This window comes from Mesorhizobium sp. P160219, from assembly GCF_057786095.1.
This window is the reverse complement of the sequence record NZ_JBYNWG010000001.1, coordinates 697962-722761: the sequence shown is the minus strand read 5'-3', so window position 1 is coordinate 722761 and position 24800 is coordinate 697962. Positions and strand designations below refer to the sequence as shown.

At 63.7% G+C, this 24800-nt stretch carries 20 protein-coding genes and 1 tRNA gene; 13 read left to right on the top strand and 8 right to left on the bottom strand.

Annotated elements, in window-relative coordinates; genetic code table 11:
- Positions 1-92 precede the first annotated feature (92 nt).
- The 3 genes from AC3EMP_RS03595 to AC3EMP_RS03585 all read left to right on the top strand — a co-directional run bounded on the left by AC3EMP_RS03595 (position 93) and on the right by AC3EMP_RS03585 (position 2945).
- Positions 93-914, top strand: a complete 822-nt coding sequence (locus tag AC3EMP_RS03595; protein ID WP_352712988.1) for a hypothetical protein — start codon at positions 93-95, stop codon at positions 912-914.
- A 136-nt stretch (positions 915-1050) separates the two neighbouring features.
- Positions 1051-1572 (top strand): GNAT family N-acetyltransferase, encoded by a 522-nt coding sequence (locus tag AC3EMP_RS03590; protein WP_023685080.1) that lies wholly within the window; start codon positions 1051-1053, stop codon positions 1570-1572.
- Positions 1572-2945, top strand: coding sequence for a hypothetical protein (locus AC3EMP_RS03585; RefSeq protein ID WP_352712985.1), 1374 nt, complete (start codon positions 1572-1574; stop codon positions 2943-2945). Before AC3EMP_RS03590 ends, AC3EMP_RS03585 begins: the two co-directional genes overlap by 1 nt.
- Positions 2946-2965: 20 nt before the next feature.
- Here AC3EMP_RS03585 and AC3EMP_RS03580 read toward each other — a convergent pair whose 3' ends face one another.
- Positions 2966-4729, bottom strand: coding sequence for an adenylate/guanylate cyclase domain-containing protein (locus AC3EMP_RS03580; protein ID WP_023687631.1), 1764 nt, complete (start codon positions 4727-4729; stop codon positions 2966-2968).
- Between the two features lie 290 nt (positions 4730-5019).
- On the opposite strand from AC3EMP_RS03580, the gene AC3EMP_RS03575 reads away from it, so the two are divergent.
- Together AC3EMP_RS03575 and AC3EMP_RS03570 are read left to right on the top strand one after the other, a co-directional pair.
- Positions 5020-8304 (top strand): adenylate/guanylate cyclase domain-containing protein, encoded by a 3285-nt coding sequence (locus AC3EMP_RS03575; RefSeq protein WP_023672128.1) that lies wholly within the window; start codon positions 5020-5022, stop codon positions 8302-8304.
- A 19-nt stretch (positions 8305-8323) separates the two neighbouring features.
- Entirely contained in the window at positions 8324-9004 is a 681-nt protein-coding gene (locus AC3EMP_RS03570; RefSeq protein ID WP_023672127.1) for a redoxin domain-containing protein, read from the top strand.
- Positions 9005-9024: 20 nt separating this feature from the next.
- On the opposite strand, the gene AC3EMP_RS03565 is transcribed toward AC3EMP_RS03570, so the two are convergent.
- Positions 9025-11052, bottom strand: a complete 2028-nt coding sequence (locus tag AC3EMP_RS03565) for an SAM-dependent methyltransferase (protein ID WP_352712980.1) — start codon at positions 11050-11052, stop codon at positions 9025-9027.
- 323 nt (positions 11053-11375) lie between these two features.
- Positions 11376-11450 (bottom strand) — tRNA-Gly (locus tag AC3EMP_RS03560).
- A gap of 216 nt (positions 11451-11666) precedes the next feature.
- Here AC3EMP_RS03560 and AC3EMP_RS03555 point away from each other — a divergent pair.
- From AC3EMP_RS03555 to AC3EMP_RS03540, 4 genes are all read left to right on the top strand, one after another.
- On the top strand, positions 11667-12164 hold the full coding sequence (locus AC3EMP_RS03555; protein WP_352597629.1) for a prolyl-tRNA synthetase associated domain-containing protein: 498 nt from the start codon (positions 11667-11669) through the stop codon (positions 12162-12164).
- Positions 12165-12244: 80 nt separating this feature from the next.
- Complete coding sequence (gene trxA / locus AC3EMP_RS03550; RefSeq protein ID WP_023736734.1) at positions 12245-13252, top strand: thioredoxin; 1008 nt, start codon at positions 12245-12247, stop codon at positions 13250-13252.
- Between the two features lie 112 nt (positions 13253-13364).
- The gene (locus AC3EMP_RS03545) at positions 13365-14036 is read left to right on the top strand and encodes an LON peptidase substrate-binding domain-containing protein (RefSeq protein WP_023703197.1); all 672 of its coding nucleotides are present in this window, start codon (positions 13365-13367) and stop codon (positions 14034-14036) included.
- Positions 14037-14066: 30 nt separating this feature from the next.
- Complete coding sequence (locus AC3EMP_RS03540; RefSeq protein WP_023672122.1) at positions 14067-14309, top strand: Trm112 family protein; 243 nt, start codon at positions 14067-14069, stop codon at positions 14307-14309.
- 120 nt (positions 14310-14429) lie between these two features.
- Here the strand turns inward: AC3EMP_RS03540 and AC3EMP_RS03535 are convergent, their stop codons facing one another.
- The 3 genes from AC3EMP_RS03535 to AC3EMP_RS03525 are packed head-to-tail and all read right to left on the bottom strand — an operon-like array spanning position 14430 to position 20171.
- A complete protein-coding gene (locus AC3EMP_RS03535; protein WP_023672121.1) occupies positions 14430-17702 on the bottom strand; it encodes an error-prone DNA polymerase in 3273 nt (1090 codons plus the stop codon).
- Positions 17699-19177, bottom strand: a complete 1479-nt coding sequence (locus AC3EMP_RS03530; protein ID WP_023736736.1) for a DUF6504 family protein — start codon at positions 19175-19177, stop codon at positions 17699-17701. Before AC3EMP_RS03530 ends, AC3EMP_RS03535 begins: the two co-directional genes overlap by 4 nt.
- Complete coding sequence (locus AC3EMP_RS03525) at positions 19119-20171, bottom strand: ImuA family protein (RefSeq protein ID WP_023747409.1); 1053 nt, start codon at positions 20169-20171, stop codon at positions 19119-19121. Before AC3EMP_RS03525 ends, AC3EMP_RS03530 begins: the two co-directional genes overlap by 59 nt.
- A 229-nt stretch (positions 20172-20400) precedes the next feature.
- Between AC3EMP_RS03525 and AC3EMP_RS03520 the strand changes: the two genes are divergently transcribed.
- The 3 genes from AC3EMP_RS03520 to AC3EMP_RS03510 all read left to right on the top strand — a co-directional run bounded on the left by AC3EMP_RS03520 (position 20401) and on the right by AC3EMP_RS03510 (position 21500).
- The gene (locus AC3EMP_RS03520) at positions 20401-20823 is read left to right on the top strand and encodes a metallopeptidase family protein (RefSeq protein ID WP_023673918.1); all 423 of its coding nucleotides are present in this window, start codon (positions 20401-20403) and stop codon (positions 20821-20823) included.
- A 65-nt stretch (positions 20824-20888) separates the two neighbouring features.
- Positions 20889-21209: a type II toxin-antitoxin system RelE/ParE family toxin gene (locus tag AC3EMP_RS03515; protein ID WP_023673919.1), complete on the top strand. Its 321-nt coding sequence runs from the start codon at positions 20889-20891 to the stop codon at positions 21207-21209.
- 9 nt (positions 21210-21218) lie between these two features.
- Complete coding sequence (locus AC3EMP_RS03510) at positions 21219-21500, top strand: helix-turn-helix domain-containing protein (RefSeq protein WP_023673920.1); 282 nt, start codon at positions 21219-21221, stop codon at positions 21498-21500.
- Between the two features lie 30 nt (positions 21501-21530).
- Here AC3EMP_RS03510 and AC3EMP_RS03505 read toward each other — a convergent pair whose 3' ends face one another.
- Positions 21531-21737 (bottom strand): DUF1737 domain-containing protein, encoded by a 207-nt coding sequence (locus AC3EMP_RS03505; protein ID WP_023673921.1) that lies wholly within the window; start codon positions 21735-21737, stop codon positions 21531-21533.
- Positions 21738-21776: 39 nt separating this feature from the next.
- On the bottom strand, positions 21777-22658 hold the full coding sequence (locus AC3EMP_RS03500; RefSeq protein WP_023673922.1) for an HpcH/HpaI aldolase/citrate lyase family protein: 882 nt from the start codon (positions 22656-22658) through the stop codon (positions 21777-21779).
- 614 nt (positions 22659-23272) lie between these two features.
- Between AC3EMP_RS03500 and AC3EMP_RS03495 the strand changes: the two genes are divergently transcribed.
- On the top strand, positions 23273-24799 hold the full coding sequence (locus AC3EMP_RS03495; protein WP_352596789.1) for a DUF4153 domain-containing protein: 1527 nt from the start codon (positions 23273-23275) through the stop codon (positions 24797-24799).
- Position 24800 lies beyond the last annotated feature (1 nt).

Sequence of the window (24800 nt, the reverse complement as noted above, 5' to 3'; positions counted from 1 at the left end):
TTCGAATGGACAAGCCTGGTGACAGGTCAATTTCCATTTGTTGAATTCCAAACTATGATAGCCCATGGGGCATTCATCTCTGGGGTTTCTCCATGCCGATACGCGACAACCCGCCATTTCCGGCGGCCCTGCGCCTTTTCTCGGCGGGGGTCATCATCGTCCTGATCGTCGGGGCCGGCCTGTTTTTCGCGCCTGCGCTGGTCAAGCCGCGCTGGCCCTGGGCCGTCACGCCGTTCAATGCCCGCTTCCTCGGCGGCTTCTACACCGCCGAAATGGCAGTGATGGCGGCGCTGCTGGTCTGGAATCGCTGGTCGCCCGGCAGGCTCGTGCTGGTCATGGCCTTCATCTTCACCGTCATCGTGTCGGCGGCTTCGTTCATCAATCTCGGTTATTTCAACTTCGAGCGCAAAGCCCCCTGGCTCTGGTTTCTGGTCTATCTTGCGTCAGCCGCGGTATCCGGGCTGTTCCTGTGGCGGGCAAGGGCCCGCCCTTCTGCAAAAGGCGTGATCTTGAACCCCGCATGGCGCGCCTACCTACCGGTGGAAATGACGATCCTCGGGGCCTACGGCGTCGGCCTGTTGCTGTTTCCCCTGACATTCGGTGGCTTCTGGCCATGGCCGATCGATGCCTTCCACGCCCAGGTCTACAGCGCCATCTTCCTCGCGGGTGCAGGCGGCACCTATCTCGTCTGGAGAAGTGCGCCGCGTGAGGAATTGCTGGTGCTCGGCCTGGCGCAGTTTCTGGTTGGCCTGCTTGCCGTCCTTGGCCTCGTCATCACCGACGCCGCCGTGCACCGGATCGACTGGACGGCGGCCGGGACATTGTGCTGGCTCGCCCTTTTCGGCTGGATCGGCGTCAGCGGTATCCTCAAACTCTACGCCGCCCCCCGGCATTTTGCCGCGCAATCGGCATAGGTCGCAGAGACGGCTGGATTTTCAGGTGACGTCCGGTGCATCGTGCCGGGCATATTGCCTCTGTCCTTTGTTCTGACGCAATTCCGGACGGAAAACCGCTCACACTTTTCCTGGAATTGCTGTAGCCGGAAAAGCCATGACCAGCACGACCTCCTTATCCGAGAAAATCCAGCCGCAGCTCCGGGCTGTCCGGCCAAGCGATGCCGAGGCGCTGTGCGCTATCTTCAATATGCCGGGCTTCCGCTGGGGCACGCTCAGGATGCCGTTCGAGATGGTGGAGCAGGTGGAGCGGCGCATCGCCAAGTCCGGCCCGGAAACCACCTGGATCGTTGCCGAGTTGGACGGCAAGGTTGTCGGCCACGGCAGCCTGGTCGCGCAGGGTTCGCCGCGCCGCTCGCATATCGGCGAGATCAATATCGGCCTTGACGATGGTTTTGTCGGCAGAGGCATCGGCTCTGCCATCCTAGGCGCGCTGCTTGACGTGGCCGACAATTGGCGCGCCCTTAAGCGGGTCGAATTGACTGTCTATGCCGACAACGAACCGGCCATCCGTCTCTACACAAGCCATGGCTTCGAGGTCGAAGGCCGGCATGTGAAGGCCGGTTTTACCGACGGGCAGTACCACGACCTCCTGAGCATGGCCCGGCTGCGGTTCTGATGACCGCCGTCCCTGCCCTTGCCCCTCCGGTGGACATTTTGGCCGTGCTGTCGCTGCTCTGCCCGGAGGTCGTGCGTGACATCGAGCAGAACTGGAATGCACCGGTTTCCGATTATGCCCGCCATCTGTGGCGGCCGGTGGCAAGGCCTGGATCGGCCCCGTCGATTGCTGCCCGCTCGATCCTGCGCGACGTCCTGCAGCAGCGCCTCGGTGCGATCGTGCAGCCTGAAGCGATCGGCAAGGCCCTCGACGAATTCGACCACAGACCGGTTATCCAGTCCGGCCTGCACTGCCTGCTTCTGATGGATCGCATCACCTTCGATGCCCTGCTGCTTGCCTGGCTCGGCGCGGTCGAAAACGGGCTGTCGGCTTTTTTCGGCTTCATGGGAACGACCATGACCATGGAGACAACCGGCCGGGAAGGGCCGGGATGGCTCGATGTCGGCGACGACAAGGTCAATTTGTTTGGCATGGGGCGCCACAAACTGTGCCGCAAAAGCGCCTGCGCGGCCGGTCCCGTCGCCCTCAACGGGCGCGCGCTCGAAACGGTGGGCAATGAGACGGATGCCAGAAGCTGGCTGGGCACGCTGCTTGCCAGCCAGGACAAGGTGTTTGCAACCGCCGCCGATGCGCTGACAGAACTCAACGAGGATCTGGTCGCCGATTGGGATCGTTCCGGCATGGCTCGGCCGGTTTTCATCGATGATAGGCTGGCCGCGACTGTCGTGTCGCGGCATCTGGAAGATGAAGGCAGCCTTCTTTCCAGGCTGCTCCTCGAGCCCGCAAGGCGCCGGCGTCTCGACCATGCCTTGCAAGAAGCCGCATCGGGCCCATTTGGCAGGTTCCTGCCCAATGCCACGGACTATTTCTGGGGCATCCGCGAGCAGCGCGTGCGCAAGCTCGTCCTCGAGAACGGGCGGCTGATCGAGCCTGACAGGCCGCATGGTCTTTCCATCCCGTTCGAGCGGCCGCATCTCCAGCAGGCACTGCTGGACGGCCTGCTTTTGCCGGACTTGTTCCTGATGTTCCTTGCCCTTGCCATATTGCCGCGCGTGCGGGTTGTGGGCGGCCTGAGACAGATTGGCTATGTCGCGCTTTTCCACTCGATCCTGCTGGCTGCGCTTGATGAAAACGCGCCAGAAGAGCGCGATCTGGCCGCCGAGCTGCAGGTTCGGGAAAATGCCTGGGGCATGCGGGTCATCGATGAAAAGATCTCGGTCCGCGAGCAGCTTGCCGGACTGCCGGAAGGGGCGCTGTTCCCGGACCTGCTGCGGCAATACCGGTTGCGGACATTTGCCGAGACGACCGATGACCTGAAACCGGTTCGCGAAAACGCCCGATGGCGCAAGATCGGCCGGGCCTCGGGCCTCTGATCCGGCCGGGCTTTAGCCCGTCATTGCACCACGCCGGCCTTGCGGAGCCCCTCTACCATCAGTTCGAAATCGGCAGGGTTCTTGTAAGGCAAGACCTTGCGACGGTGTTCCAGCGAATAGGCGGGATTGACGCGAAGCAGGTCCTGCCATGCCGTATGGGCCTCCTCCAAACGGCCCAGATGGCCGTAGCATGCGGCCAGAAGCGCACGCGAGACGTCGGTGACAGCGTTGCGAGCCAGCCGTTGCAGCAAGAGGTCGACGGCCTCTTCGTACCTTCCCAGTTGAAACGATGTCAAAGCCTGGAAGTGCAGAAGCACATCCGGAAAGTATGGATTCAAGGTCTTTCCCCGGGCGAAACTCTCTAGCGCCTCCGCGGGTCTACCCGAATAATACAGCGCCTCGCCGCGGGCGACGTGCGCTTCGGCGAAGTTCGGATTGAGGGCTATCGCGCGCTCGACCTCGCCGATGGCTTCATCGTGCCGCCGTGTGTAAAGCTTGGCCGATGCCAGCGCCCAGTGCGCCCAGGGATCGCTGTCATCCAGCGTTACCGCTCGCGTTGCTGCCTCTTCCGCTTGCGCCATCGAGTCCGACGCACCCCACCTGTTGAGGTAATCGAGCCCGTACGTGAGGGCTAGGAAAGCGTGGGCAGAGGCAAATTTCGGGTCCAGTTCGATGGCCCGCTGCAAGAGCTCGCGGGCCGCGACGTTCGTGTCCTTCGTCAGCCGGTGCCACAGCTCCCGGCCCCGCAGGAAACAGTCATACGCCTCCGGGTTGCGCTGGTGTTCGGGCGCCAGCCGCAGACGGTCATCCTCGGTCAGATTGAGCGCCAGCGCACCGACGATGTGCTGCGTCACGTCATCCTGCACGGCGAATATGTCAGTCAGATCGCGATCGAACCGCTCCGCCCAAAGATGGCCGCCTGAGATTGCATCGATGAGCTGCGCGGTGATGCGTACCTTGTTCCCCGACTTGCGTACGCTGCCTTCAAGGACATAGCGCACGCCGAGCTTCGTGCCGACATCCTGCACATGGACGTTCTGGCCCTTGAAGATGAACGACGAATTGCGAGCGATGACGAAGAGCTGTGACAGTTTGGACAGCGCCGTGATGATGTCTTCGGAGATGCCGTCGGCGAAGTAGTCCTGTTCGGCATCACCGCTCATATTGGCGAACGGCAGCACGGCGATCGACAGTTTCGGCGGCGCTGCCGCAGCCGGAGGGCTCGTCGGGGTTTGCGAGGTCACGGCCACCTTGGCCCCGGCGCCGACCTGCAGCGAATACACCCGGATCGGCTCGGCGATGTTCTTGAGCTGTGTGCTGCCGAGATCGCTGACCGAGAGGTCAAGCCTGGCCTTGACCTGGCGATAGGCATCCTCGGACAGGCAGATGGCGCCGGGCGCCGCAACGCCCTCCAGACGCGAGGCGATGTTGACGCCGTCACCCATCAGGTCGCCATCGCTCTCTTCGACCACGTCGCCCAGATGGATGCCTATCCTGAACTCGATGCGGCGCTCCTGCGGTACGCCGGCATTGCGCTCAACCATACCGTTTTGAATCTCAACGGCGCAGCGCACGGCATCGACCACACTGCGAAACTCAACCAGTGCCCCATCTCCGGTACGCTTGATAACCCGCCCGTGGTGCACTGCAATGATCGGATCGATCAGGTCGCTGCGCAGTGCCCGCAACCGCGCCAAGGTACGATCTTCGTCCGCGCTCGCGAGCCGGCTGTATCCGACCACATCTGCAGCCAGGATTGCGGCCAGCTTACGGTTCTCGCTCATGGGTCGCCTCCTCATCTCCATCATAGCAGGAAGACGGCGGGACGAGGAAATTTTCGCAAATCACGGCCACGCAGCCGCCCGTATCGGCAGTGCTCCACCGCCGAACCCAGACCGATGCCCATTTGCGCTGCCGCTTGCCGGTTGACGACTATCGGTTCATCCTTGTGAATACCCCGGCCGTGACGAGCGTGGCGAGATCACGCGTCATGGCCCAAGGTCAAAGAGATAGAGCATGATGTCGTCCGAAAACCGCTTCACACTCTTCGGCATCATGCTCTGGTGAGGTGTCCATGAACTGCTCGGGCTGCGGTTTCGAGATCGAGGGCGGTTACGCCTTCTGTCCGAAGTGTGGCCGCCGCCAGCCCGTGCCATGCGCCAGTTGCGGCTACGCCTGCGCACCTGATTTCGAGTTCTGTCCTAAATGTGGGGCAAGCGTCGGTGCGTCCGCAAAAGCTGCCGAACGGCCTGCTCCGACACCAAGCCGCACCATTGCGCAGCCCTCTCGAGCTCCATCGCCGAACATCGAAAGCGAAGAGGGGCCGCATTCCGTCTCCGACGCCGATCGACGAACGGTAACGGTGCTGTTCGCCGATCTCTGCGGCTTCACGACACTCAGCGAGCAGCTCGACCCCGAGGTCATGCAGGCGCTGCAGAACGAACTGTTCAAGGAATTGACGGCGGCCGTGCAAGGCTTTGGTGGTTTCGTCGACAAATTCATCGGCGACGCTCTGCTCGCCTTATTCGGTGCGCCGGTCGCGCATGAGGACGATCCGGAACGTGCGCTTCGAGCCGCTCTCGACATGATCGCCCGGACGGCGCGGCTCGGTGAAAGCACCCGCCACTCCGGCTCGCCGCTGCTGCTCCACATAGGCATAAACACGGGTCCGGTCGTTACTGGCGGATTGGGCATCGGCACCGCCAAATCCTATTCGGTGACCGGCGACACGGTGAATACGGCGCAACGCCTGCAATCGCTGGCTGCACCGGGTGAGGTGCTGGTGGGCGAACTCACGCACAGGCTGACCCGGCATGCCTTCTCGTACGAGTCGCTGGGCGATGTCGTCTTTCGCGGCAAGGCTGGCAGTGTGCTCGTCCACCGACTGGATGCACCGCTTGCGGCGCCGCGTGCAGCGCGCGGGCTCGAGGCGCTCGGCCTCAGTGCGCCCATAATAGGTCGTGATGCGGAGCTCAACAGAATGCTGGCGAGCCTTGACTTGGCGTGCGGCGGCTCGGCCCAGCTTGTCCGCCTCGTCGGCGAAGCCGGTATCGGGAAGTCGCGGTTGGTGAAGGAGTTCGTCGCCCGCGTCGGCGACGAGGATCGTTTTCGCAACGTCGCCGTGCGGCAGGCCACGTGCTCACCGCTGGGTGAACAATCATTTGGCGCCCTGGGTGCAGTGGTGCGCAGCGCTGCCGGGATGATGCAAAACGACAATGGGGACGAAATGCGGGGCAAGCTCGCAGCCTTGCTTGCCGATCTCGGCCTGCAGGGCGAGGAGGCGAAGCGGCTGATGCCTTTGCTCTACCATGTGCTTGGCCTCGGCGACCCCGATGCCACCTTGCAGCATGTCGAGCCCGAGCAGCTGCGGCGGCAAATTCTCTACGCGGTCCGCACAATCATGGAACGGCGGCTTGCGTTGTCGCCGCTGTTGATTGTCGTCGAAGACCTGCACTGGGCCGACTCCGTCTCGCTCGAGGCACTGCGTTTCGTGATGGACAGACTGGAACGCACGCGGCTGATGTTGCTGGTCACGCATCGTCCGGCGTCGGACAACGACCAACTCGACTCAAGTCGGGTCAGCCACACAGCGCTCAGGCTTTCGCCGCTCGACAGCGATGACGGACGCCGCCTGGTGGCGGCGCTTTTCGGCGAGAGCTGGGTAAACGCCGCAGGAGGGCTTCTCGACCAGATCCTCGAGCGCGCGGGCGGCAACCCGCTTTTCTTGGAGGAGATCGTTCGCGGCCTTATCGATCGCGGTGTATTGGTGCGCGAGGGCCAGCAATGGCGGACCGTGGCAGGCGAAGTCGCAACCGGCATCCCCGCCACGATCCAGGCAATGTTGCTTGCTCGCGTCGACCGGCTGCCGCAAGAGGTGCGCCGGTTGGCCCAGGAAGCCGCGGTAATCGGCCCGCGCTTCGATGCCACGCTTCTGAAAGCCGTGGCAGCCGACCCCGGCCGACTGGAAGCGGGCTGCGAACTGCTTTGCGATGCGGAAATCATCGAGGAAGTTGCCGGATCAGGCTCGGTCTCGTCGCAAAGCTACCGCTTTACGCAAACATTGCTGCAGGACGTGATCTACCAGAATCTGCTCCTGCAACGCCGGACCGACATCCACCGCCGGGTAGGTGCCGCCCTGGAGCAACTGTGCGGCGACAAGCCGGAACGGTTCGAGGATCTGGCCGTGCTCGGTCATCATTTCGCTCAGAGCGCCGAGCGGGAGAGGGGCGCGCATTACCTGCAGGCGGCGGGAGATCGCGCTCGCATGATATACGCCAATGACGACGCCCTTCGTTTCTACGAGCGAGCACTGACTGCGTTGGGCGCGATCGGGCAAACACCGCTCAAACTGGCAATTGCAGAGCGCATTGCCGATTTGAGCGGCCCGGCAGGCCGCCGCGAGATTGCACACCGCCACTACGAGGCGGTGCTGCAGGCCTATCGCGAGTCAGCCGATCGTGTCGCGGCGGCGCGCGTTTTGCGCAAGATCGGTCGGCTGTTTTGGGACGTGGGCAAGCGGGACGACGCGGAATCGCGCTACGCTGAAGCGGCAGCGCTCCTCGATGGAGCGGATGCCCCGATCGAGCAGGCGCATCTCTGGCAAGAACGTGGCCGACAGGCGTTCCGCAGCGGAGATCACACTCTCGCGGCAAAATGGGCAGACGCGGCGCTGGATTGCGTACGCTCTCTGACAACGGAACATGTCTCCGATGATGCCACCCTCGTGACCGCCGAGGCACTTAATACCAAGGCTGTTGCGCTGGCTCGCCTTGGGCGAAACCATGAAGCCGTGCGTGAGGTTGAGCGCAGCATTGAATTGGCCGAAGCCGCCGGTCTGCTGGGCGCGGCCTGCCGCGGCTACACCAATCTCGGGGTGCTCTACACGACCATCGATCCGGCGAAGGCGATGGAGGTCTGTCGGCGCGGTCTTGAAGTGGCGCGCCGTATTGGCGATTTGGGTTTCCAGGCGCGCCTCCTCGCCAATCTGGCGGTAGCTTGTTGTACTTTCACGGATCGCTGTCCAACGGAGGGCGTGCCTGCTGCCGAGAAGGCCATCGAGATTGACCGGGCGCTCGACCAGCGCGAGCACCTGCCAGTGCCGTTGATCGTGCTTGGGCAGATCCACCAGTGCAACGGCCATCCGGAACTGGCGATCGGCTTGTTCCACGAAGCACTGGAGGTAGCCCGCGAAACGGGCGAGCCCCAACTGCTGTTTCCGTGCTATGATGGACTCGCAACGCTTAATCTCGACCTCGACAATCTGGCCGAGGCCGAACGCTACTTTTCCCTGGCGCAGGGTATATGCGCCCAGCACGGGCTCGACCCGGAAGCGCTTGTGGTGCTGCCTTTTCTCGACTAGCCGGGATAGGGGGTTGGACATGTCCGCGCCTAGTGGATTGATACCGCTTCAACCGGGCGACCGGGCGCCGAACCTGATACTCGACGCCATTACCCAGGAAGGCAAGATTGCGCTTGACGACTTTCGCGGGCAAAAACCGGTGCTGGTCGGCCTGTTTCGAGGTCTGCATTGTGCGTTTTGCCGGCGCCACATCGCCGCTCAGGCGCGTCTCGATCCGGAGCTGCGCGAAAAGGGCGTGGAGAGCCTGACGGTGGTCAACACGCCGATCGAACGGGCGCGGCTCTATTTCCGCTACCATCCAATGCCGAACCTGCTTGCGGCGTCGGACCCGGAACGCGCTTCACATCGTGCTTTTGGACTGCCCAATCTCGAATTCACCGAGAACGAGACGAACTGGCCGTACAAGGTCGCGATGGCAGCGGCACAGGACATGCGGGTCGACATACCTGGCGAATTGCCCGGTCCCATGGATCCGATGACAGCCGCCGCAATCCTCGACAAGAAGGACCACTACGAACTGACCGAAGCCGACGAGCAGATGATGGCCACGGGACACGGACAACTGGTTGGTCAGTTCCTGCTGGACCGGCAGGGGATCGTCCGCTGGAGCTTCACGGAGGTCCCGGAGGGTGGGCGATACATGTTTGGCGCCCCAAACCCGAAGGAGCTGATGTCAGCCGTGTCGCAAGTCGCCCAATAATGAACTGACAAGTTCACCGTTTATCCGAGCACGGCCTCGACAGTGGCGACAAAGTCATCGAGCGAGCGGTCGCCGCGAATCTCGATGCGCGGAAGGTCGATGAGATCGCTATGGAGGTCCGCCGGCCCGTGCCTGCGGCCGAAGCCTACTCGATAGCCGCACTCCCTAGCCAGCCGGCCAAGCCGTCGGTCGGTGACGGAGAAGGGGGCCGCGAACGCCCTGGTTGGCCGGCCGGTCCAGCGTTCGATGAACAGACGAGAGCGCAGGAGCTCGGCGGCCAGGTCAGCGCTCGACAGACCATCTATGGCGCGATGCGTCGCCATGTGGCTGCCGAAGAAGGCGCCTTCGGCAGCGAGGCGTCGCACCGTCCCGGCGCCCATAAGCGGCGTCGGCGGACCGATGTCGGTGTCCCACTTTGCACTTTCGCCCACCAGGTCCGTCACCAGGAACACTTCCGCGTTCAGGTCGTTGGCGCGCAAGATCGGCCAGGCATGGTCGGCGAAGTTCTGGAAGCCGTCATCGAAAGTGATGAGCACCGGGCGGCCGACGAAAGGCTGACGGTTGGCGATGGATGCTTCCAGCTGCTCGGAGCCAATGGCGTGAAAGCCATTGGCGCGCAGCCATCCCATCTGGCTGGCGAATGCGGCGGGCGTGAGCCGAAAGCGAGCGAGCGCGGCCGGACCTTCATCGGCAACGCCGTGATACATGAGGACAGGGATATGCCGGCGCTGCTCGTTACGTGCGACGTCGCGGCGCAAGGCTCGCGCCCCACCCCAGACGATATTTCGCGCGACGCCGATTTCGATGGGCGCGCGGATCGGCACATGATCGATCACCGGGTCCGTCGCCACATCGCCCGGCGATAGGCGGCGGAAGCGGTCTATGCGGTAGAGCTCGGTCTGGATCGATTGCTCGAGCACCAGGCCTTCGGTCGCTGCCAGCGTCTCGGAGATCGCCTGGGCACCGAATGTGTTCCAGTCGAAGCCCGTCTTTTCGACATTGTCACGCAGCACGAATGCGTGTGCGCTGATGAAACTACCGCCAGGCGCCAACGCCTCGGCAAATTTCTTGGCGATGCGCCGCAACTCGGCGAGATCGTCCAGATAGTAGAGCACCTCCGAACAGAAGATCAGATCCATCTCACCCGGCAGCGTGTCGGCAGCGAAATCGAGTACGCCGAACTCGACATTCGCCTGATTGTTGCATCGGGCGCGGGCTCGCTCGATGGCTATGGCGGAGATGTCGGTTGCGGTCAGATGGCCCACGCGCGGCGCCAGCTGCCGCGTGAAATGGCCCTCCGCACAGGCCAGCTCAAGCGCCCGGCCGATGGGACCGGCAGGCAGGATCTCGATCTGCCGCTCATATTTTTCCTGCTCATAGAGCGAGCTGTAGTTCCAGGGATCCTCGGTCGCGAAATAGCTGTTCCAGAACGCCGTGCGATCCTTGTCGTGCTTGTCCGCGACCCGTGCGCGGCGCGGCGTAACAGGCTCTGACGGTTCAGCGCTCGACCGAACCAGGTCATGCGCCTGTGCGGCCAATTGCGCGAGTTTGCCGAAGTGGCTGTCCTGATCGGGCTCGCTTCCCGCCATGGCAAACGATACCTCGGCTGCAGGCGTGTTTGACGTGGTCGCGCCGGCGCCCTTTTGCGGTGCAGGCGATCCTCCCGCAAGCCGCTCAGCAGGCACTACATCCAGGATCAATTCAATCCAATGATCGCTCGTCACCGTCCCGAGTGCACCGAACTGCACGACAGCCTCGATCCGGCCATCCAGCATCAGATGGGCATAGATCTGATCGATGCCTTCCGGCAGTTCGGTCGCGGTCGGATTGCGAGCGTCGACGCGAATTCCGAGCGTTCGCGCCAGCCTGCGCGGCGTGGCAAGATCGTCGGGTTCGAGAAGCATTTGCTCAAGCTGGTACTGGACGCGGCGAGCCGCTGCGGGATTGTCCCAGATCTTGCCGAGTTCGATGATCAACGCGGTGGTTGCGCTGCCGAACCTCGCCCATCCGGCAGCCAATTGCGCCGGCACCGACAGGCTTCCTGCCATGAGGCCATCGAAGATTACCTTGGCAATCTCATGCGCCCACTTGCGTCCCGCCGGGAGTGCGCCCAGGGGCTGCGGGTCGATCAAGCGCGAGCCTGAGCCGCATTCGGACGCGGCGTTCCGCAACGCCAGCCAAGCAAGCGCTTCAGATGCGGTGCCGCCGTTCGCCGAACTGGAAACCAAGGGATTATTCGCCACGCCGTACTACCCGCGCCTGGTTCTGAGGGAGAACAAGTGTCCCGCAACGCGCTTACATCGCCGGTCTGGAAAAAGCAAAAGGCGCCCCGAAAGGCGCCTCTTCATCGCTTGATTCCCCTAGAGGAAACTGGAGCGGGTGAAGCGATTCGAACGCTCGACCCCAACCTTGGCAAGGTTGTGCTCTACCCCTGAGCTACACCCGCTCACACGGCCCTTTGGCCGCAAGCCGGGCCTATATGGCTGAAGAGCGCGGCGATTGCAACAGGGAAATGACGGGCTTTTTGGTCGCGCCAAATCGGTTGGCGGAACCTTGTCGGCCACGCGGTTGGTTCATCGACTTCCCGCATGACGGTCTTGTCTCGGCGGCATCATTGGCCGTAAACGGCTTTGCCGCGCGCCGATACAGGGGAAGACCACCAATGCCGAAGACCGAAGCCGAGCTTCTCGCCTTTCTTGCCAATCTCGGCATAGACGTGTCGACCGTGCGTCATCCGCCGCTCTATACGGTGGCCGATTCGCAGTCGCTGCGCGGCGAGATACCGGGCGGGCACACGAAAAATCTGTTTCTCAAGGACAAGAAGGACAATTTCTTCCTGGTCAGCGTCGGCGAGGAGGCGGTCGTCGACCTGAAGCAGATCCACACGATGATCGGCGCCGCCGGCCGGGTGTCGTTCGGCAAGCCGGAGATGCTGATGGAGCTGCTCGGTGTCATTCCGGGCGCGGTCACCGTGTTCGGGCTGATCAACGACACCGAAAGACGGGTCAAAGTGGTGCTCGACCAGGATTTGATAGCACATGCGACAGTCAACGCGCATCCGCTGACCAATGAGGCGACGACGTCGATCGCGTCCGCCGACCTCATCAGATTCGTCGAGGCAACCGGACATGATGCTGCTATCTTGAAAGTCTCGGCTTGATCGCCACATGGATGGCGAAAACTGACCTCTAGTTAAGGACGTCGCGCTGCTCCGCTGGGCGCGATCGGAAGGGCGACGACATGAGCGACAACAACAATCCGTTTGGCGGCCAATTCGGCGGCAATTCTGGCCAGTACACCACGTCCGTGCAATATGGCGGCGCCGAGCCGGCCAAGTCGGCACTTGGCCCGACACCCGGCGCAGCACCTGCCGCTGGCGAGCTGATCAAGGACACCACGACCGCCACTTTCGCCGCCGACGTCATCCAGGAATCGCGCAAACAGCCGGTACTGGTCGATTTCTGGGCGCCGTGGTGCGGGCCCTGCAAGCAGCTCACGCCGCTTCTGGAAAAGGCGGTCAAGGCCGCCGGCGGCAAGGTCAAGCTGGTCAAAATGAACATTGACGATCATCCCTCGATCGCCGGCCAGCTCGGCATCCAATCGATCCCGGCGGTCATCGCCTTCAAGGACGGCCAGCCTGTCGACGGCTTCATGGGCGCCATCCCCGAGAGCCAGATCGCCGAGTTCATCACCAAGGTCGGCGGCAAGGGCAATGGTGCGCCGCCGGTGGCCGAAGCACTGGCCGCGGCGGCGGAAGCGCATGCGGCGGGCGATGCGCAGACCGCAGCCGACATTTACGACGCCATCCTGGCGCAAGCGCCGGAGACGATCGAGGCGATTGCCGGGCTGGGCGAGCTTCTGTTCGAGGCCGGCGACAGCGACGGCGCCGAGGCGCTGCTGGCAACGGCGCCGGAGGCCAAGAAAAATGCGCCGGCACTTGCCGCGCTGCGTGCCAAGATGACGCTGGCTGCGGAAGCGGCAGCACTTGGCAATCCAGCTGAATTCGAGCAGCGACTCGCCGCCAATCCCGGCGACCACCAGGCGCGTTTCGACCTCGCCATGATCCAGAACGCCAGGGGCGAGCGCCATGCGGCGGCCGACAATCTTCTGGCGATTATAAAAGCCGACCGGACGTGGAACGAGGACGGCGCCAGGGCGCAGCTGCTGAAACTGTTCGAGGCCTGGGGCATGACCGACGAGGCGACGCTGGCGGCACGGCGCAAATTGTCGTCGCTGCTGTTTTCCTGAGCCGTTTGCCGGCCAAATTGCCGGGGCCGTGGCTGTCGGGCCTTGCGGTCGGCGGCCGCCGCGCCAGATTAGGCCGATAACATCGCACCCGAAGCGGGTCGGAGGAGTGAAGGTGCAGGTCGGAAACGCATTTTACCGGGTCGGCAAGGATCTGCCGGCAACCATTCCGGTGTTTCCGCTTGCCGGCGCGCTGCTGCTGCCGGGCGGGCGCATGCCGCTCAACATTTTCGAGCCGCGCTATCTGCAGATGGTGGATGAGGCGATCGCCGGCGCGCGGCTGATCGGCATCGTCCAGCCCAGCCTCAATGGCGCGTTGCGCGCCGACGGCGAGCCGGAACTGTGCAATGTCGGCTGCGCCGGGCGCATCATCTCGATGGCCGAGAGCGGCGACGGCCGCTATCTGATTTCGCTGCAGGGCGTCTGCCGTTTCCGCATCACCAGCGAATTGCCGGTGAAGACGCCGTTCCGGCAATGCAAGCTGGCGCCGTTCCTCACCGATCTCGCCGAAGACCAGGCGGCAAGCGAGATCGACCGGCCGGCGCTGTTGAAAGCGTTTCGCGCCTATCTGCAGGCCAACGATCTCGAAGCCGATTGGGAAAGCGTCAGCCGCGCCGAGAACACCATGCTGGTCAATGCGCTGTCGATGATGGCGCCCTACGGACCGGCCGAGAAACAGGCGCTGCTGGAGGCGCCCGACCTGAAAGCCCGCGCGGAGACGCTGATCGCCATCACCGAAATGGCGCTGGCGCGCGAGAATGAGGACTTTGGTTCCAGCCTGCAATAAGGGCTGAGCCGATGGCTGAAGGGGGATCCAATGGCTGCGGATGGGCGTGACGGCAAGTCGGTCAATGTCGATCCAAAATTGCTGGAGCTGCTGGCCTGCCCGCTGACCAAGGGGCCGCTGGCCTGGGACCCGGTGCGCGGCGAGTTGATCTCGCGGCTTGCCAAGCTCGCTTATCCCGTGCGCGACGGCATCCCGATCATGCTGCCCTCGGAGGCGCGGACTATTTCGGCGGAAGACGTGCTGTCGCCGCCGCGATTGGGTGGGCCGGGCTGAAGGGCCAGGGGTGGTTCAAACGGACCTCAGCCTAAGAAGCCATTCTGTTGGCGATCCTTCGCGCCCCCCTCTGCCCTTGCCGGCATTAATGTCATGGGCTCCCGACCGCCCTGCACTTGCCTACTGAAAATTCCGCCCCTTGGGCATGACCCTTTCAGCTTTGTCCGAGAGGGTGGCAATGTCGGGCCGGGCAGCCGGCGTCATCTCTTCCAGCAGCACCGTCAGCCACGGCGTCAAATCCTCGATCTTCTCGGCGACGATGTGGATGACGTCGGATTCCGACTGCAGCTTGCCGGTGACCTTGACGAAGCGCGCGCCCATGACGATGGGCCGGAAACGGGTAAAGGTCCGCTCCCAGAAAATGACGTTGGCGACGGCCTTGTCGTCTTCCAGCGTCAGGAAGATCGCATTGCCCTTGCCGGGCCGCTGCCGCACCAGCACCAGGCCGGCGACCGAGACCCGCCTGCCGTCGCGCACCGAGCCGAGATTGGCATTGGGAATGACGCCGGCGCGGTCGAGCCGCTCGCGCAGGAAGGCGACCGGATGCGCCTTCAGCGACAGGCCGAGCGCGCGGTAGTCGTGGATGACGTGCTCGCCGAGCGGCATTGTCGGCAGTTTTGTCTCGGGCTCGAGTTCGCGCAGCCGGATCGCCGGCTGGTCGAACAGCGGCAGCCGTTCGGCGGCGCTCTTGCCATCCAGCGCGCGCACCGCCCACAAGGCTTCACGACGATCGAGGCCGAGCGAGCGGAAGGCGTCAGCCTGCGCCAGTCTTTCGATTTCGCCGACATCGAGGCCCGAGCGCAGCCAGACATCCCTGACGCTTGTATAGCCGGCGCCGCGCCGCGCGGTGAAAGCTTCCATACGCTTCTCGGCCAAGCCCTTGATCTGACGGAAGCCAAGCCGGACGGCGTACCGGGTCTTGATGACACCGCGCATTTCGGCATGGCGCCCCAGGATGCGGCCCGGATCGAATTGGGCTTTCTCCAGGGTGCAGTCCCAGTCGGAAAAATTGACGTCGACGTCGCGGATATCGACGCCATGGTCGCGCGCGTCGCGCACCAGCTGGGCCGGCTGGTAAAACCCCATCGGCTGCGAATTCAGGATCGCGGCGCAGAACACGTCGGGATAAAAGGTCTTGAACCAGCAGGAGGCATAGACGAGCAAAGCGAAGGAGGCGGCGTGGCTTTCGGGAAAGCCGTATTCGCCGAAGCCTTCGATCTGCTTGAAGCAGCGCTCGGCGAAGTCTTTGGTGTATCCCTTGCCGACCATGCCGTCGATCATGCGCTGGCGGTAATTGCCGATGGTGCCGGTGCGCTTGAAGGTGGCCATGGCGCGGCGTAGTTCGTCGGCTTCGCCGGGTTTGAAACCACCGGCGACGATTGCAATATTCATCGCCTGTTCCTGAAACAGCGGCACGCCGAGTGTCTTCTTGAGAATAGCCTCCAGCTCTGGCTTTTGATATTCAGCCGCTTCCTTGCCCTGCCGACGGCGCAGATAGGGGTGCACCATGTCGCCCTGGATCGGGCCGGGCCGCACGATCGCCACCTCGATGACCAGGTCGTAGAATTCGCGCGGGCGTAGACGCGGCAGCATCGACATCTGCGCGCGCGATTCGATCTGGAAGACGCCGAGCGTGTCGGCGCGGCAGATCATGTCGTACACGTCGTTCTCTTCCGGCGGCAGGGTGGCCAGCACATAGGGTCGGCCGTAATCATCCCGGGCCTTCGGATAATGGTCGGTGAGCAAGGTGAAGGCGCGCTTCAGGCAGGTCAGCATGCCAAGCGCCAGAATATCCACCTTCAGGATCTTCACCGCGTCGAGATCGTCCTTATCCCACTCGACCATCTTGCGCGCCTCCATCGCCGTCTTGACGATGGGGACGATCTCGTCGAGCCGGTCGCGGGTAATGACGAAGCCGCCGACATGCTGCGACAGATGCCGGGGAAAGCCCATGATCTCGTTGGCGTGGGCGATCACGTGACGGGTCGAGGTCTCGTTGCGGTCGAGGCCGCCGGCATGCGCCTCCTTCTCGCCGAGCTCCGAGGTCGACCAGCCCCAGATCGAACTGGAGAGCGCAATGCGGACATCGTCCGATAGGCCCATGGCCTTGGCCACCTCGCGCAGCGCCGAGCGGCCGCGATAGCTGATGACGGCGGCAGCCAGCGCGGTGCGCTTGGCGCTGTATTTGGAGTAGATGTACTGGATCACCTCCTCACGCCGCTCATGCTCGAAATCGACGTCGATGTCGGGCGGCTCGTTGCGCTCCTCGGAAATGAAGCGCTCGAACAACGTGTCGATGCGCTCGGGGCCGACCTCGGTGATGCCGATGCAGTAGCAGACGATCGAGTTGGCGGCCGAGCCTCTGCCCTGGCACAGAATGCCCTCATTGCGGGCGAACTGGACGATGTCGTAAACGGTCAGGAAATAGCGCGCATAATTCAGACGCTCGATCAGAGCGAGCTCCTCACTGATGCGCTGCAAGACGGAAGCGGGGACGCCCGCCGGATAGCGCGTGGCGGCCCCCTCCCTGGCCAGACGCTCTAGCTCGGCCTGCGGCCCAAGCCCTGATTGCGTCGGCTCGTCGGGATAATTGTACTGGAGGTCGCTGAGCGAGAAGGTCAGTTCGCCGGCAAAGCGCAGCGTCTCGGCCAGCGCCGGTGGATGGCGGCGGAAGAGACGGGCCATTTCCAGCGGCGGCTTCAGATGGCGCTCGGCGTTGGCCGTCAGCTCCAGCCCGACCTCGGCGACCGGCAAATTGAGGCGGATGGCGGTGAGCACATCTTGCAGCGAGCGGCGCTCGGCGCTGTGATAAAGCACGTCGTTGGTCGCCATCAGCGGCACGCCGGCGATGTCCGCCATGCCCGCCGCCTGCTCGATGCGGAAACGGTCATTGCCGCGATAATCCGGCGCCATGCCTAGCCGCAAATTAGCGCCGAAACGGTCTTTCAGTTGACGGACCAATGCCAGGGGATCGTCGGCATTCGCCGAGAGGTCCGGCAGCACCGCCAGCGACAGCAGGTCGCCCCATTCGAGCAGGTCGCTGCGCTGGAGAAGGGTCGCGCCCTTCTCGTTTTCATCGCGCAAATTGGCTTGCGTCAGCATGCGGCAGAGATGGCCCCAGCCCTTGCGGTTCTGCGGATAGGCGAGAATGTCCGGCGTGCCGTCGCCGAACACCAGGCGGCAACCGGGGTGATAGGCGAGCTTCTCGACCTTGGCCTGCTGCCAGGCGCGCACGACGCCGGCCACCGTGTTGCGGTCTGCCAGTCCGATCGAGGAAAAGCCGAGGAATTTGGCCGCCACCACCAGCTCCTCCGGCTTGGAGGCGCCGCGCAGGAAGGAGAAGTTCGACTGGATGCCGAATTCCGCATAGGGGATGACGGTCAGCGCGTTCATGCGAAGACCCCATGCATGAACCAGCGCGGCGGCACCTGCGGGTTGCCATAGAGGCCTTGCCGGTAGAGCCAGTAGCGGCGGCCGTCGGCATCCTCGATCCGGAAATAGTCACGCGTCGATGTGAGCGGATCGCTTGACGTTTCACGCCACCATTCCGGCGCGATGCGTTCCGGCCCCTCGGCGCGCGCGACCCGGTAGAGCGCGCGGCGCCAGCGGAAATTCATCGGCGGACCCTCAGGCATTTCGGTGGCCGGCACCTCGATCGGCTCGGGCGAACGGAACAGCCGGATCGGCCGTTCCGGCGGGAAGATGGTTGCGCGCGGCGCGTCTTTCGAGCCCGGCTTCCTGAGCGGTGTTTTGCGTTGTGGCGCTTCCGAGAACGGGATGGTGGCGATGGCGCGCTCCGGCAGATGGCTCTCGAGGGCGACCGGTTTCAGCACCGCACTGTCGCCGAGCCTGGCGCGGATGCGGTCGGCAAAGAGTGCCATGTCGGCGCCGTCATCCTCGGTCTCGCCGGTCAAATCGGCCTGCTGCATGTCGAAGCCGGCGGCCGCCAGCACCGAAAGCCGCACCAGGTCGAAGCCGTAGCCGGCATCGATGTCCTGTTCGAGCGCGGCCAGCCGCTCATGGAACAGGCGCTGGATAAGCTTGGGTTCGCGCAACGGTCGCGAGGTACCGACAGCGATGCGGCTGACGGCGCCGTCGACGCGAAACAAAAGCAGCGCCAGCATCCTTGCGCCCTCGCCGCGGCGTTCGAGATCGGCCTTCAGCGTCACCGCCAGCAAGAGCACCAGCCGTTCGATCTCGGCGGTCAGCACGACCGGCTCGGCCAGGTGGCGTTCGACCGAAAGCGGGGCCACGGGCAGGCGCGGCGATACCGCCTCGTCGAGACGGCCGAGCGCCTGGTCGAGCCGCAACAGCAAGGTCGCGCCGAAGCGACGGGCGAGCGGCGCGCGCGGCGCTGCCATGATCGCGCCGGCGGTCCGCAGGCCGACGCTTTCCAAGCTGGCGCGGATATCGGCTTCGATGCGCAGTGCCGCCAGCGGCAAGGGGGCGAGCAGCGCTTCCTCCTCGCCGGAGACAACGATGCGGTTGCCGCAGAAGCGCGCCGCCGCCCAGGCTGCACCCGGCGTCGCGGCCAACCCGGCGCGGACATCGAAACCCTGCTGGAAAAACCGCGCAAGGATGTCGTCCAGCATGGCGCGCTCGCCGCCGAACAGATGCGTGCAGCCGGTGACGTCGAGATAAAGGCCATCAGTACCGTCGAGCGCCACCAGCGGCGTATAGCGATCGCACCAGTCGGCGAGGCCTTCGAGCAGCCGGCGATCGGCGTCCGGATCGGCCTCGACGATGTCGATCGAGGGATGCATGGCGCGCGCATCGGCAATGCCCATGCCAGGCTTCAGATGCAGCGCCTCAGCCCGCTCGTCGAGGGCCGATATGCGCTGGGCGTTGCGGTCGCGATGGCTGATCACGAGCGGTGGGTGAGATGGCGGCAGATGATCCGAAGGCCGGGAACGCCACGACCGTCCCAGGCGCTGGCGCAGGATCCGTTCTGCCGCCAGATGCGGGAACCACAGCGACAGAATTCTCTGCCCGTTTTTCGCGGGGCTTTCTTTCTTCGAATGCGTGTTCATCGGGATTCCACTCCAGTGTGAATTGTCCAGGCAGAGCGGTGCGGCTCTTGCCGATGCTGACGGTGAAGGCAGGCCGGCCGATCGAGCCGGCGAGCGACCCGGCGATCGTCCGGCGGCTCGCCGCTGGTGCAGCCGACACGATGAGGCGCACCGGGGCGGCGGTCGGCTCGGCTTCGCCGGCCTGGCGCAGCAGGAACACCGGCCGGCCGGCGTTTTGGGCGCGCGCGTGCAGCCGGCGCGTCGCGGTGAGGTCGAGCCGCTGCGGGCTGCCACGGATTTCGAGGATGATTGCGGCGAGCGCCGTCATCTTCGCGGCCTCCTCGGCTACCCACAGCGCATCGGTGAGTTTCGGCGCCTCGGAAAACAGCAATTGCTCCGGTGCGATACCGAAAATGCCCTGCAATCCCCTGGCATAGGGAAAGCCGGCCTCCCGAAAAATCTCCGATGTGCCGATCCACAGCACGGGCAAGGGCTGGCCCTTGAGGATCAGGCTGACAAGCGACAGCACAAAGCCGGCGACGGCCCCGGCATTGCGGGTCTCAAGGCCATGGATTTCGCTCAAGGCGGCTTTCGGAAGGCCGCCGCTGAGGGCCGCATCGAGGCGCTCGACGCCGGTGGCCAGGAAAGCATCCGGCGAAGCCACGGCAAGCCCGCGCCGGATGATGGTGACATCGGCATCGGGTTCAGGCGCGGCGTCGAGACCGCCGCCAGGACCCGCGCGCAGCCCCTCGCCAGCCGGCGCGGCCAGGCGCTCGGGCAGCGTTCCCTCGATCTTCGCGATCTGGCGGCGCAGGGCAAAAACAGTCTCCCGCGCCACGGCTGATGTCGCCATGACGGTCAATTTCTCTCACAACTGTTCCTGTTATGTTCCTATAGATTCCAGAGGGTGCCGGAAGAGTCAAGCGGAGTCAGAAGGAATTTATTCCTTGATCAAAGGTGACGAGGCCAACCTTGGACTTTGGTCGCAGCCATTCGGCGCAAAGAAACAGTCATTGGCCAGGTACCCGGTCCATTTGCCGAGTCCGGAGGGAAAGCCTATATGCCGGATCAAAGGACAAAGCATGGCCCGCATCTACAAGACCCGCACCTGGCACGATGAACTCTCGCCTTCGATCGAGGAGATCGAGTTTCTGGCGCTGGAGGCGTACGCACATCTGCCCGACGATTTTCGCAAGCTGACCGGCGAGATCGTCATCATGATCGCCGAATTCCCGACCGACGAGATCATGGACGATCTGTCGCTGGAGACACCGTTTGATCTGCTTGGCCTGTTCGAGGGCCGCGGCATCGCCGAGCGCTGGAACCCGCAGACCGGCGAAGGCCCGAACCGCATCACCCTCTACCGCCGCGCCATCCTCGACTATTGGGCCGAAAACGAAGAGACGCTGGGCGACATCGTCACCCACGTGCTGATCCACGAGATCGGCCACCATTTCGGCCTGTCGGACGACGATATGGAAAAGCTTGAAGAGGCGGCGGAGTAAGGCTGTGCGATATTCAGGTGGCGAGCCTGCTTGTGAAATTATACAAGTTTTGATATAAAGTCTGTATGCCGACCAAGCGACTGGAGTTTCTTGGAGATTCTCTTGCCAAGCTCCGGGCTTTTCCAGAGGCGGTGCGCAAGGAAACGGGCGTTCAACTGCACAAGGTTCAACTCGGATTTGAGCCAAGCGATTGGAAGCCGATGACGACGATAGGCCTAGGCGTACGGGAAATCCGTGTCCGAGACGATGCTGGCGCGTTCCGGGTGCTTTACGTCGCCAGCATAGGTGACGCCGTCTTTGTCTTGCACGCCTTCCAGAAGAAGACGCAACAGACGGCGAAACGAGACTTGGCTCTTGCCGCATCGCGGTTCAGGCAAATTCAGTGAGACATGCTCATGGAACGTCAAAGCTTTGAAAATGTCTGGGATGCGCTGGAAGACACCCCGGCTCAGTCCGCCAACATGACTATGCGCTCCAATTTGCTGATCGCGATCGAACAGCGGGTGCGGAGTTGGGACGTTACCCAAGCCGAAGCAGCCAACCGGCTCGGGATTACCCAGCCACGCCTTAGCGATCTTCTGCGGGGCAGGATCGCGAATTTTAGTCTGGACACCTTGATCAATCTGGCCACACAGGCCGGACTTACAGTGCGTCTTGATATTGCCGAGGCAGCCTAGCGCTGTCTTAGACAGGCTGGCAAAGCTCGCCTACCAATCACTCAGCTTCGTATCCGGCCCGTATTCCTGGCCGTCGATATCCTTCACCACCGCCTGGCCGCAGCGCATCGATTTGGTCTTCTTGTCATAGGCGTAGGTCGGTGAGCCGTACAGGTGCCAGCCCTTGTTCAGCGCCGCGGTGACCTTGTGGCAGAAGGTTGAATCGTCGGGGGCGGACAGAAAGCGGTAAAGTCTCATGGGTCAGATCCTGTCGTGAGTTCGTCTTTTCGGGGCGGATCATGCGCCGATGGCGGCGGCCTTCGCCAGCAGTTTTTCGGCTTGCACCAGGTGCAGCCGTTCGACCATCCTGCCATCCAGCGCAATCACGCCCTTGCCGGCATTTTCGGGCAAGGCGAAAGCCTCTTTCACCGCGTGCGCCTCGGCCAAGGCTTCGGGCGCGGGCGCAAAGGCGCGGTTGGCGGTTTCGATCTGGGCGGGGTGGATCAGCGTCTTGCCGTCGAACCCCATGGCGGCGGCTTCCGTGCATTCGCGCGCAAACGCGTCGAGGTCGCGAAAATCGTTGGAGACGCCGTCGAGTATGTCGATGCCGCCGGCCCGCGCCGCCAGCACCATCTGCATCAGCCAAGGCACGAGGTAGCGCCGATCAGGCGTCGCCAGAATGCCGGTTTCCTTGACCAGATCGTTCGTTCCGGCAACGAAACAATTTAGCCGCGAAGCGCGATCGCGGCCGAGTTCGGCAATGGCGCCGATATTGAGCATGGCCTTGGGCGTCTCGATCATCGCCCAGAGCTTGACGCTGTCGGGGGCAAAATTGTCGTCGAGCACGTCGCCGACTTCGAGGATATCGCGCGGCGTGGCGACCTTGGACAACAGGATGCCGTCGGGCTCGAATTTCGCCGCGGTCAGCAGGTCATCGTTGCCCCATTCGCTGGACAGCGCGTTGACGCGCACGATCATCTCGCAGCGGCGTTTCGGTCGGCTGGCGAAAATGCCGGCCAGTTTGTCCCGCGCGGCGATCTTGTCTGAGGGCGCGACGGCGTCTTCGAGGTCGATGATCACGGCATCGCAGGCCAGCGTCGCGATCCTGGCCAGCGCCTTGTCGTTGGAGGCGGGGACGTAAAGCACCGAGCGGCGCGGGCGGTAAGGTTCGCTTGTCATGGCCGATCTATGCCGCGTGGGGGCGGGTGAGGCAAGCGTCCGACCGGTACCTGATGACGAGCCAACTGCGAAAGCTTGCGCTGCCCCGCCCGTCCCGCAGCAGTTGCGGAAGGGGGGCCTTTCCTCTCCCCCGTCGATCGGGGGAGAGGTGTCGAGCGAAGCTCGACGGAGTGGGGGTCGACCCATGCGCTCAGTGCCCTTCCGATGTCCGTTCGCGGCGACTGCCAGGTGGTTCCCCCACTCCGTCTCGGCTTCGCCGAGCCACCTCTCCCCCCTCCGGAGGGAGAGGAAAGGAGCCTGGCTGGGACAGCGCCAACGTCCGGAAAGATGGGGGGGGAGCGCCCCGGCCGTAAGCACAGGTCCTGCACGAAAACTGCACATCCCTGCGGAAAACCTCCTCCGCTCCGCCCCGCCGTTTCCATGCGAGCCCGCGACAACAGCGGCATGCAACAGCGAAACGCTCACCTTTGGTCCTTGCCCTATCGCCTGCGCAGCGAAAGCTGGTGGTTGGTCGATCCGCCCCGGGCGGCGGCCCGCCCTTACCTGGAAGCGAGCCTGCTCCCTTTTATCCGCCCACCGGCCGAGCGGACCCAGCCCATCAGGAAAATCCGCGCATGACATCGTTTGCAAGCTTTTCCAGCCGCTTCGGCATCGCCGTCCTGCTCGTGGCGCTGGCGGATTTTTTCTTTTACGGCCAGCCCGCCGGGATCACGGTGCTGCTGTTTGCCATCCTGATCGCCGGCGCGGTGGTCGCTGTGCATCCTGCCGCGCTGAAATCCACCCGACCCTGGCTCAAGCCGGCCGCTTTGTTCGTCGCGCTGCTGCCGCTGGCCGAGAACGTCAGCCCGCTGTCGGTGGCGATAGCTGTCGTGGCGCTGGTGGTGTTTGCGCTGTCCCTGTCCGGGCGGCTACGGCACGGCATCGCCCGCATTGCCGGCCAGGTGGCGCTGTTCCTGCTGGCGGCGCCGCTGCGCCTTATCCGTGACTTTTTCCAATGGCGCCGCACGGTGCGCCGGCTTGGCGGCCGCCGCATCCGCCTGGCGTCCATCATCGTCTGGGTCATGCCGGTGACGCTGGGCGCGGTGTTCCTGTTCTTGTTCGGCGCCGCCAATCCGGTCATCGAATACTGGCTGTCGCTGATCGACCTGATGAAGCTGCTCGATCTCATCCAACTGGCGCGGATCGTCTTCTGGCTGTTCGTGATCGCCGGCGTCTGGGCTTTCCTGCGGCCTCGCCTGCCGCGTTTCCCGCGCCGCCTTCCACCTTTGACGCCGCCTGCAGCCGTGGCCGCACCGGCCGCGACTAAACCAGCGACAACGATCGAGGCCGTCGTCTTCGGCAAGGCCGCGATCCTGCGCGCGCTGATCGTCTTCAACACCTTGTTTGCGCTGCAGACCGGGCTCGACGCAGCCTATCTCTGGGGTGGGGTCGCCCTGCCGGACGGGTTGAGCTATGCCGCCTATGCGCATCGCGGCGCCTATCCACTGATCGCCACCGCGCTGCTGGCCGCCGGCTTCGTGCTGGCGGCGCTGCGGCCGGGCAGCGAAACCTCAGGCGATCCGCTGATCCGCCGGCTGGTCTATGCCTGGGTGGCGCAGAACATCGTGCTGGTCATCTCGTCGATTCTCAGGCTCGATCTCTATATCGGCGTCTATGCACTGACCTACTGGCGCATCGCCGCCTTCGTCTGGATGGGGTTGGTGGCGTCAGGGCTTGCACTGATCATTGCCCGCATCGCGGTTGGAAAATCCAACGAATGGCTGCTCTCCGCCAATCTTGCGACGCTATCGGCGACGCTTTATGCCTGCTGCTTCATCAACTTCGCCGCAACGATCGCCAATTTCAATGTCGACCATTCCCTTGAAATGACCGGCGACGGCACGCCTATCGATACCGAATATCTGCGCTCGCTCGGCGCTGCCGCCATGCCGGCGCTGGACCGCCTCTACATGCACCAATTCGGAAACCAAACCACCTATCTGGCCGACCAAATGATGATCGACGACACTATCGCCGAGCAGAAGCAGTGGCGCGCCTGGAGCTTTCGCGGCTGGAGGCTCGTGCAGGTTCTCGACAAGAGAGGTCCGCTCGTGCTTCCTCCACCTACCCAGCCCTCGCAACCTTTAGTGCCGGACCGTTAGA

Excerpts from the sequence above, each read along its gene's own strand:
- AC3EMP_RS03510 (WP_023673920.1), top strand. The coding sequence starts at position 21,219 with ATGGAACGTCAAAGCTTTGAAAATGTCTGGGATGCGCTGGAAGACACC.
- AC3EMP_RS03575 (WP_023672128.1), top strand. The coding sequence starts at position 5,020 with ATGAACTGCTCGGGCTGCGGTTTCGAGATCGAGGGCGGTTACGCCTTC.
- AC3EMP_RS03580 (WP_023687631.1), bottom strand. The coding sequence starts at position 4,729 with ATGAGCGAGAACCGTAAGCTGGCCGCAATCCTGGCTGCAGATGTGGTC.
- AC3EMP_RS03595 (WP_352712988.1), top strand. The coding sequence starts at position 93 with ATGCCGATACGCGACAACCCGCCATTTCCGGCGGCCCTGCGCCTTTTC.
- AC3EMP_RS03535 (WP_023672121.1), bottom strand. The coding sequence starts at position 17,702 with ATGAACGCGCTGACCGTCATCCCCTATGCGGAATTCGGCATCCAGTCG.
- AC3EMP_RS03500 (WP_023673922.1), bottom strand. The coding sequence starts at position 22,658 with ATGACAAGCGAACCTTACCGCCCGCGCCGCTCGGTGCTTTACGTCCCC.
- AC3EMP_RS03565 (WP_352712980.1), bottom strand. The coding sequence starts at position 11,052 with ATGGCAGGAAGCCTGTCGGTGCCGGCGCAATTGGCTGCCGGATGGGCG.
- AC3EMP_RS03525 (WP_023747409.1), bottom strand. The coding sequence starts at position 20,171 with ATGGCGACATCAGCCGTGGCGCGGGAGACTGTTTTTGCCCTGCGCCGC.
- AC3EMP_RS03540 (WP_023672122.1), top strand. The coding sequence starts at position 14,067 with ATGGCTGCGGATGGGCGTGACGGCAAGTCGGTCAATGTCGATCCAAAA.
- AC3EMP_RS03505 (WP_023673921.1), bottom strand. The coding sequence starts at position 21,737 with ATGAGACTTTACCGCTTTCTGTCCGCCCCCGACGATTCAACCTTCTGC.
- AC3EMP_RS03555 (WP_352597629.1), top strand. The coding sequence starts at position 11,667 with ATGCCGAAGACCGAAGCCGAGCTTCTCGCCTTTCTTGCCAATCTCGGC.
- AC3EMP_RS03520 (WP_023673918.1), top strand. The coding sequence starts at position 20,401 with ATGGCCCGCATCTACAAGACCCGCACCTGGCACGATGAACTCTCGCCT.
- AC3EMP_RS03590 (WP_023685080.1), top strand. The coding sequence starts at position 1,051 with ATGACCAGCACGACCTCCTTATCCGAGAAAATCCAGCCGCAGCTCCGG.
- trxA (WP_023736734.1), top strand. The coding sequence starts at position 12,245 with ATGAGCGACAACAACAATCCGTTTGGCGGCCAATTCGGCGGCAATTCT.
- AC3EMP_RS03515 (WP_023673919.1), top strand. The coding sequence starts at position 20,889 with ATGCCGACCAAGCGACTGGAGTTTCTTGGAGATTCTCTTGCCAAGCTC.
- AC3EMP_RS03585 (WP_352712985.1), top strand. The coding sequence starts at position 1,572 with ATGACCGCCGTCCCTGCCCTTGCCCCTCCGGTGGACATTTTGGCCGTG.
- AC3EMP_RS03495 (WP_352596789.1), top strand. The coding sequence starts at position 23,273 with ATGACATCGTTTGCAAGCTTTTCCAGCCGCTTCGGCATCGCCGTCCTG.
- AC3EMP_RS03570 (WP_023672127.1), top strand. The coding sequence starts at position 8,324 with ATGTCCGCGCCTAGTGGATTGATACCGCTTCAACCGGGCGACCGGGCG.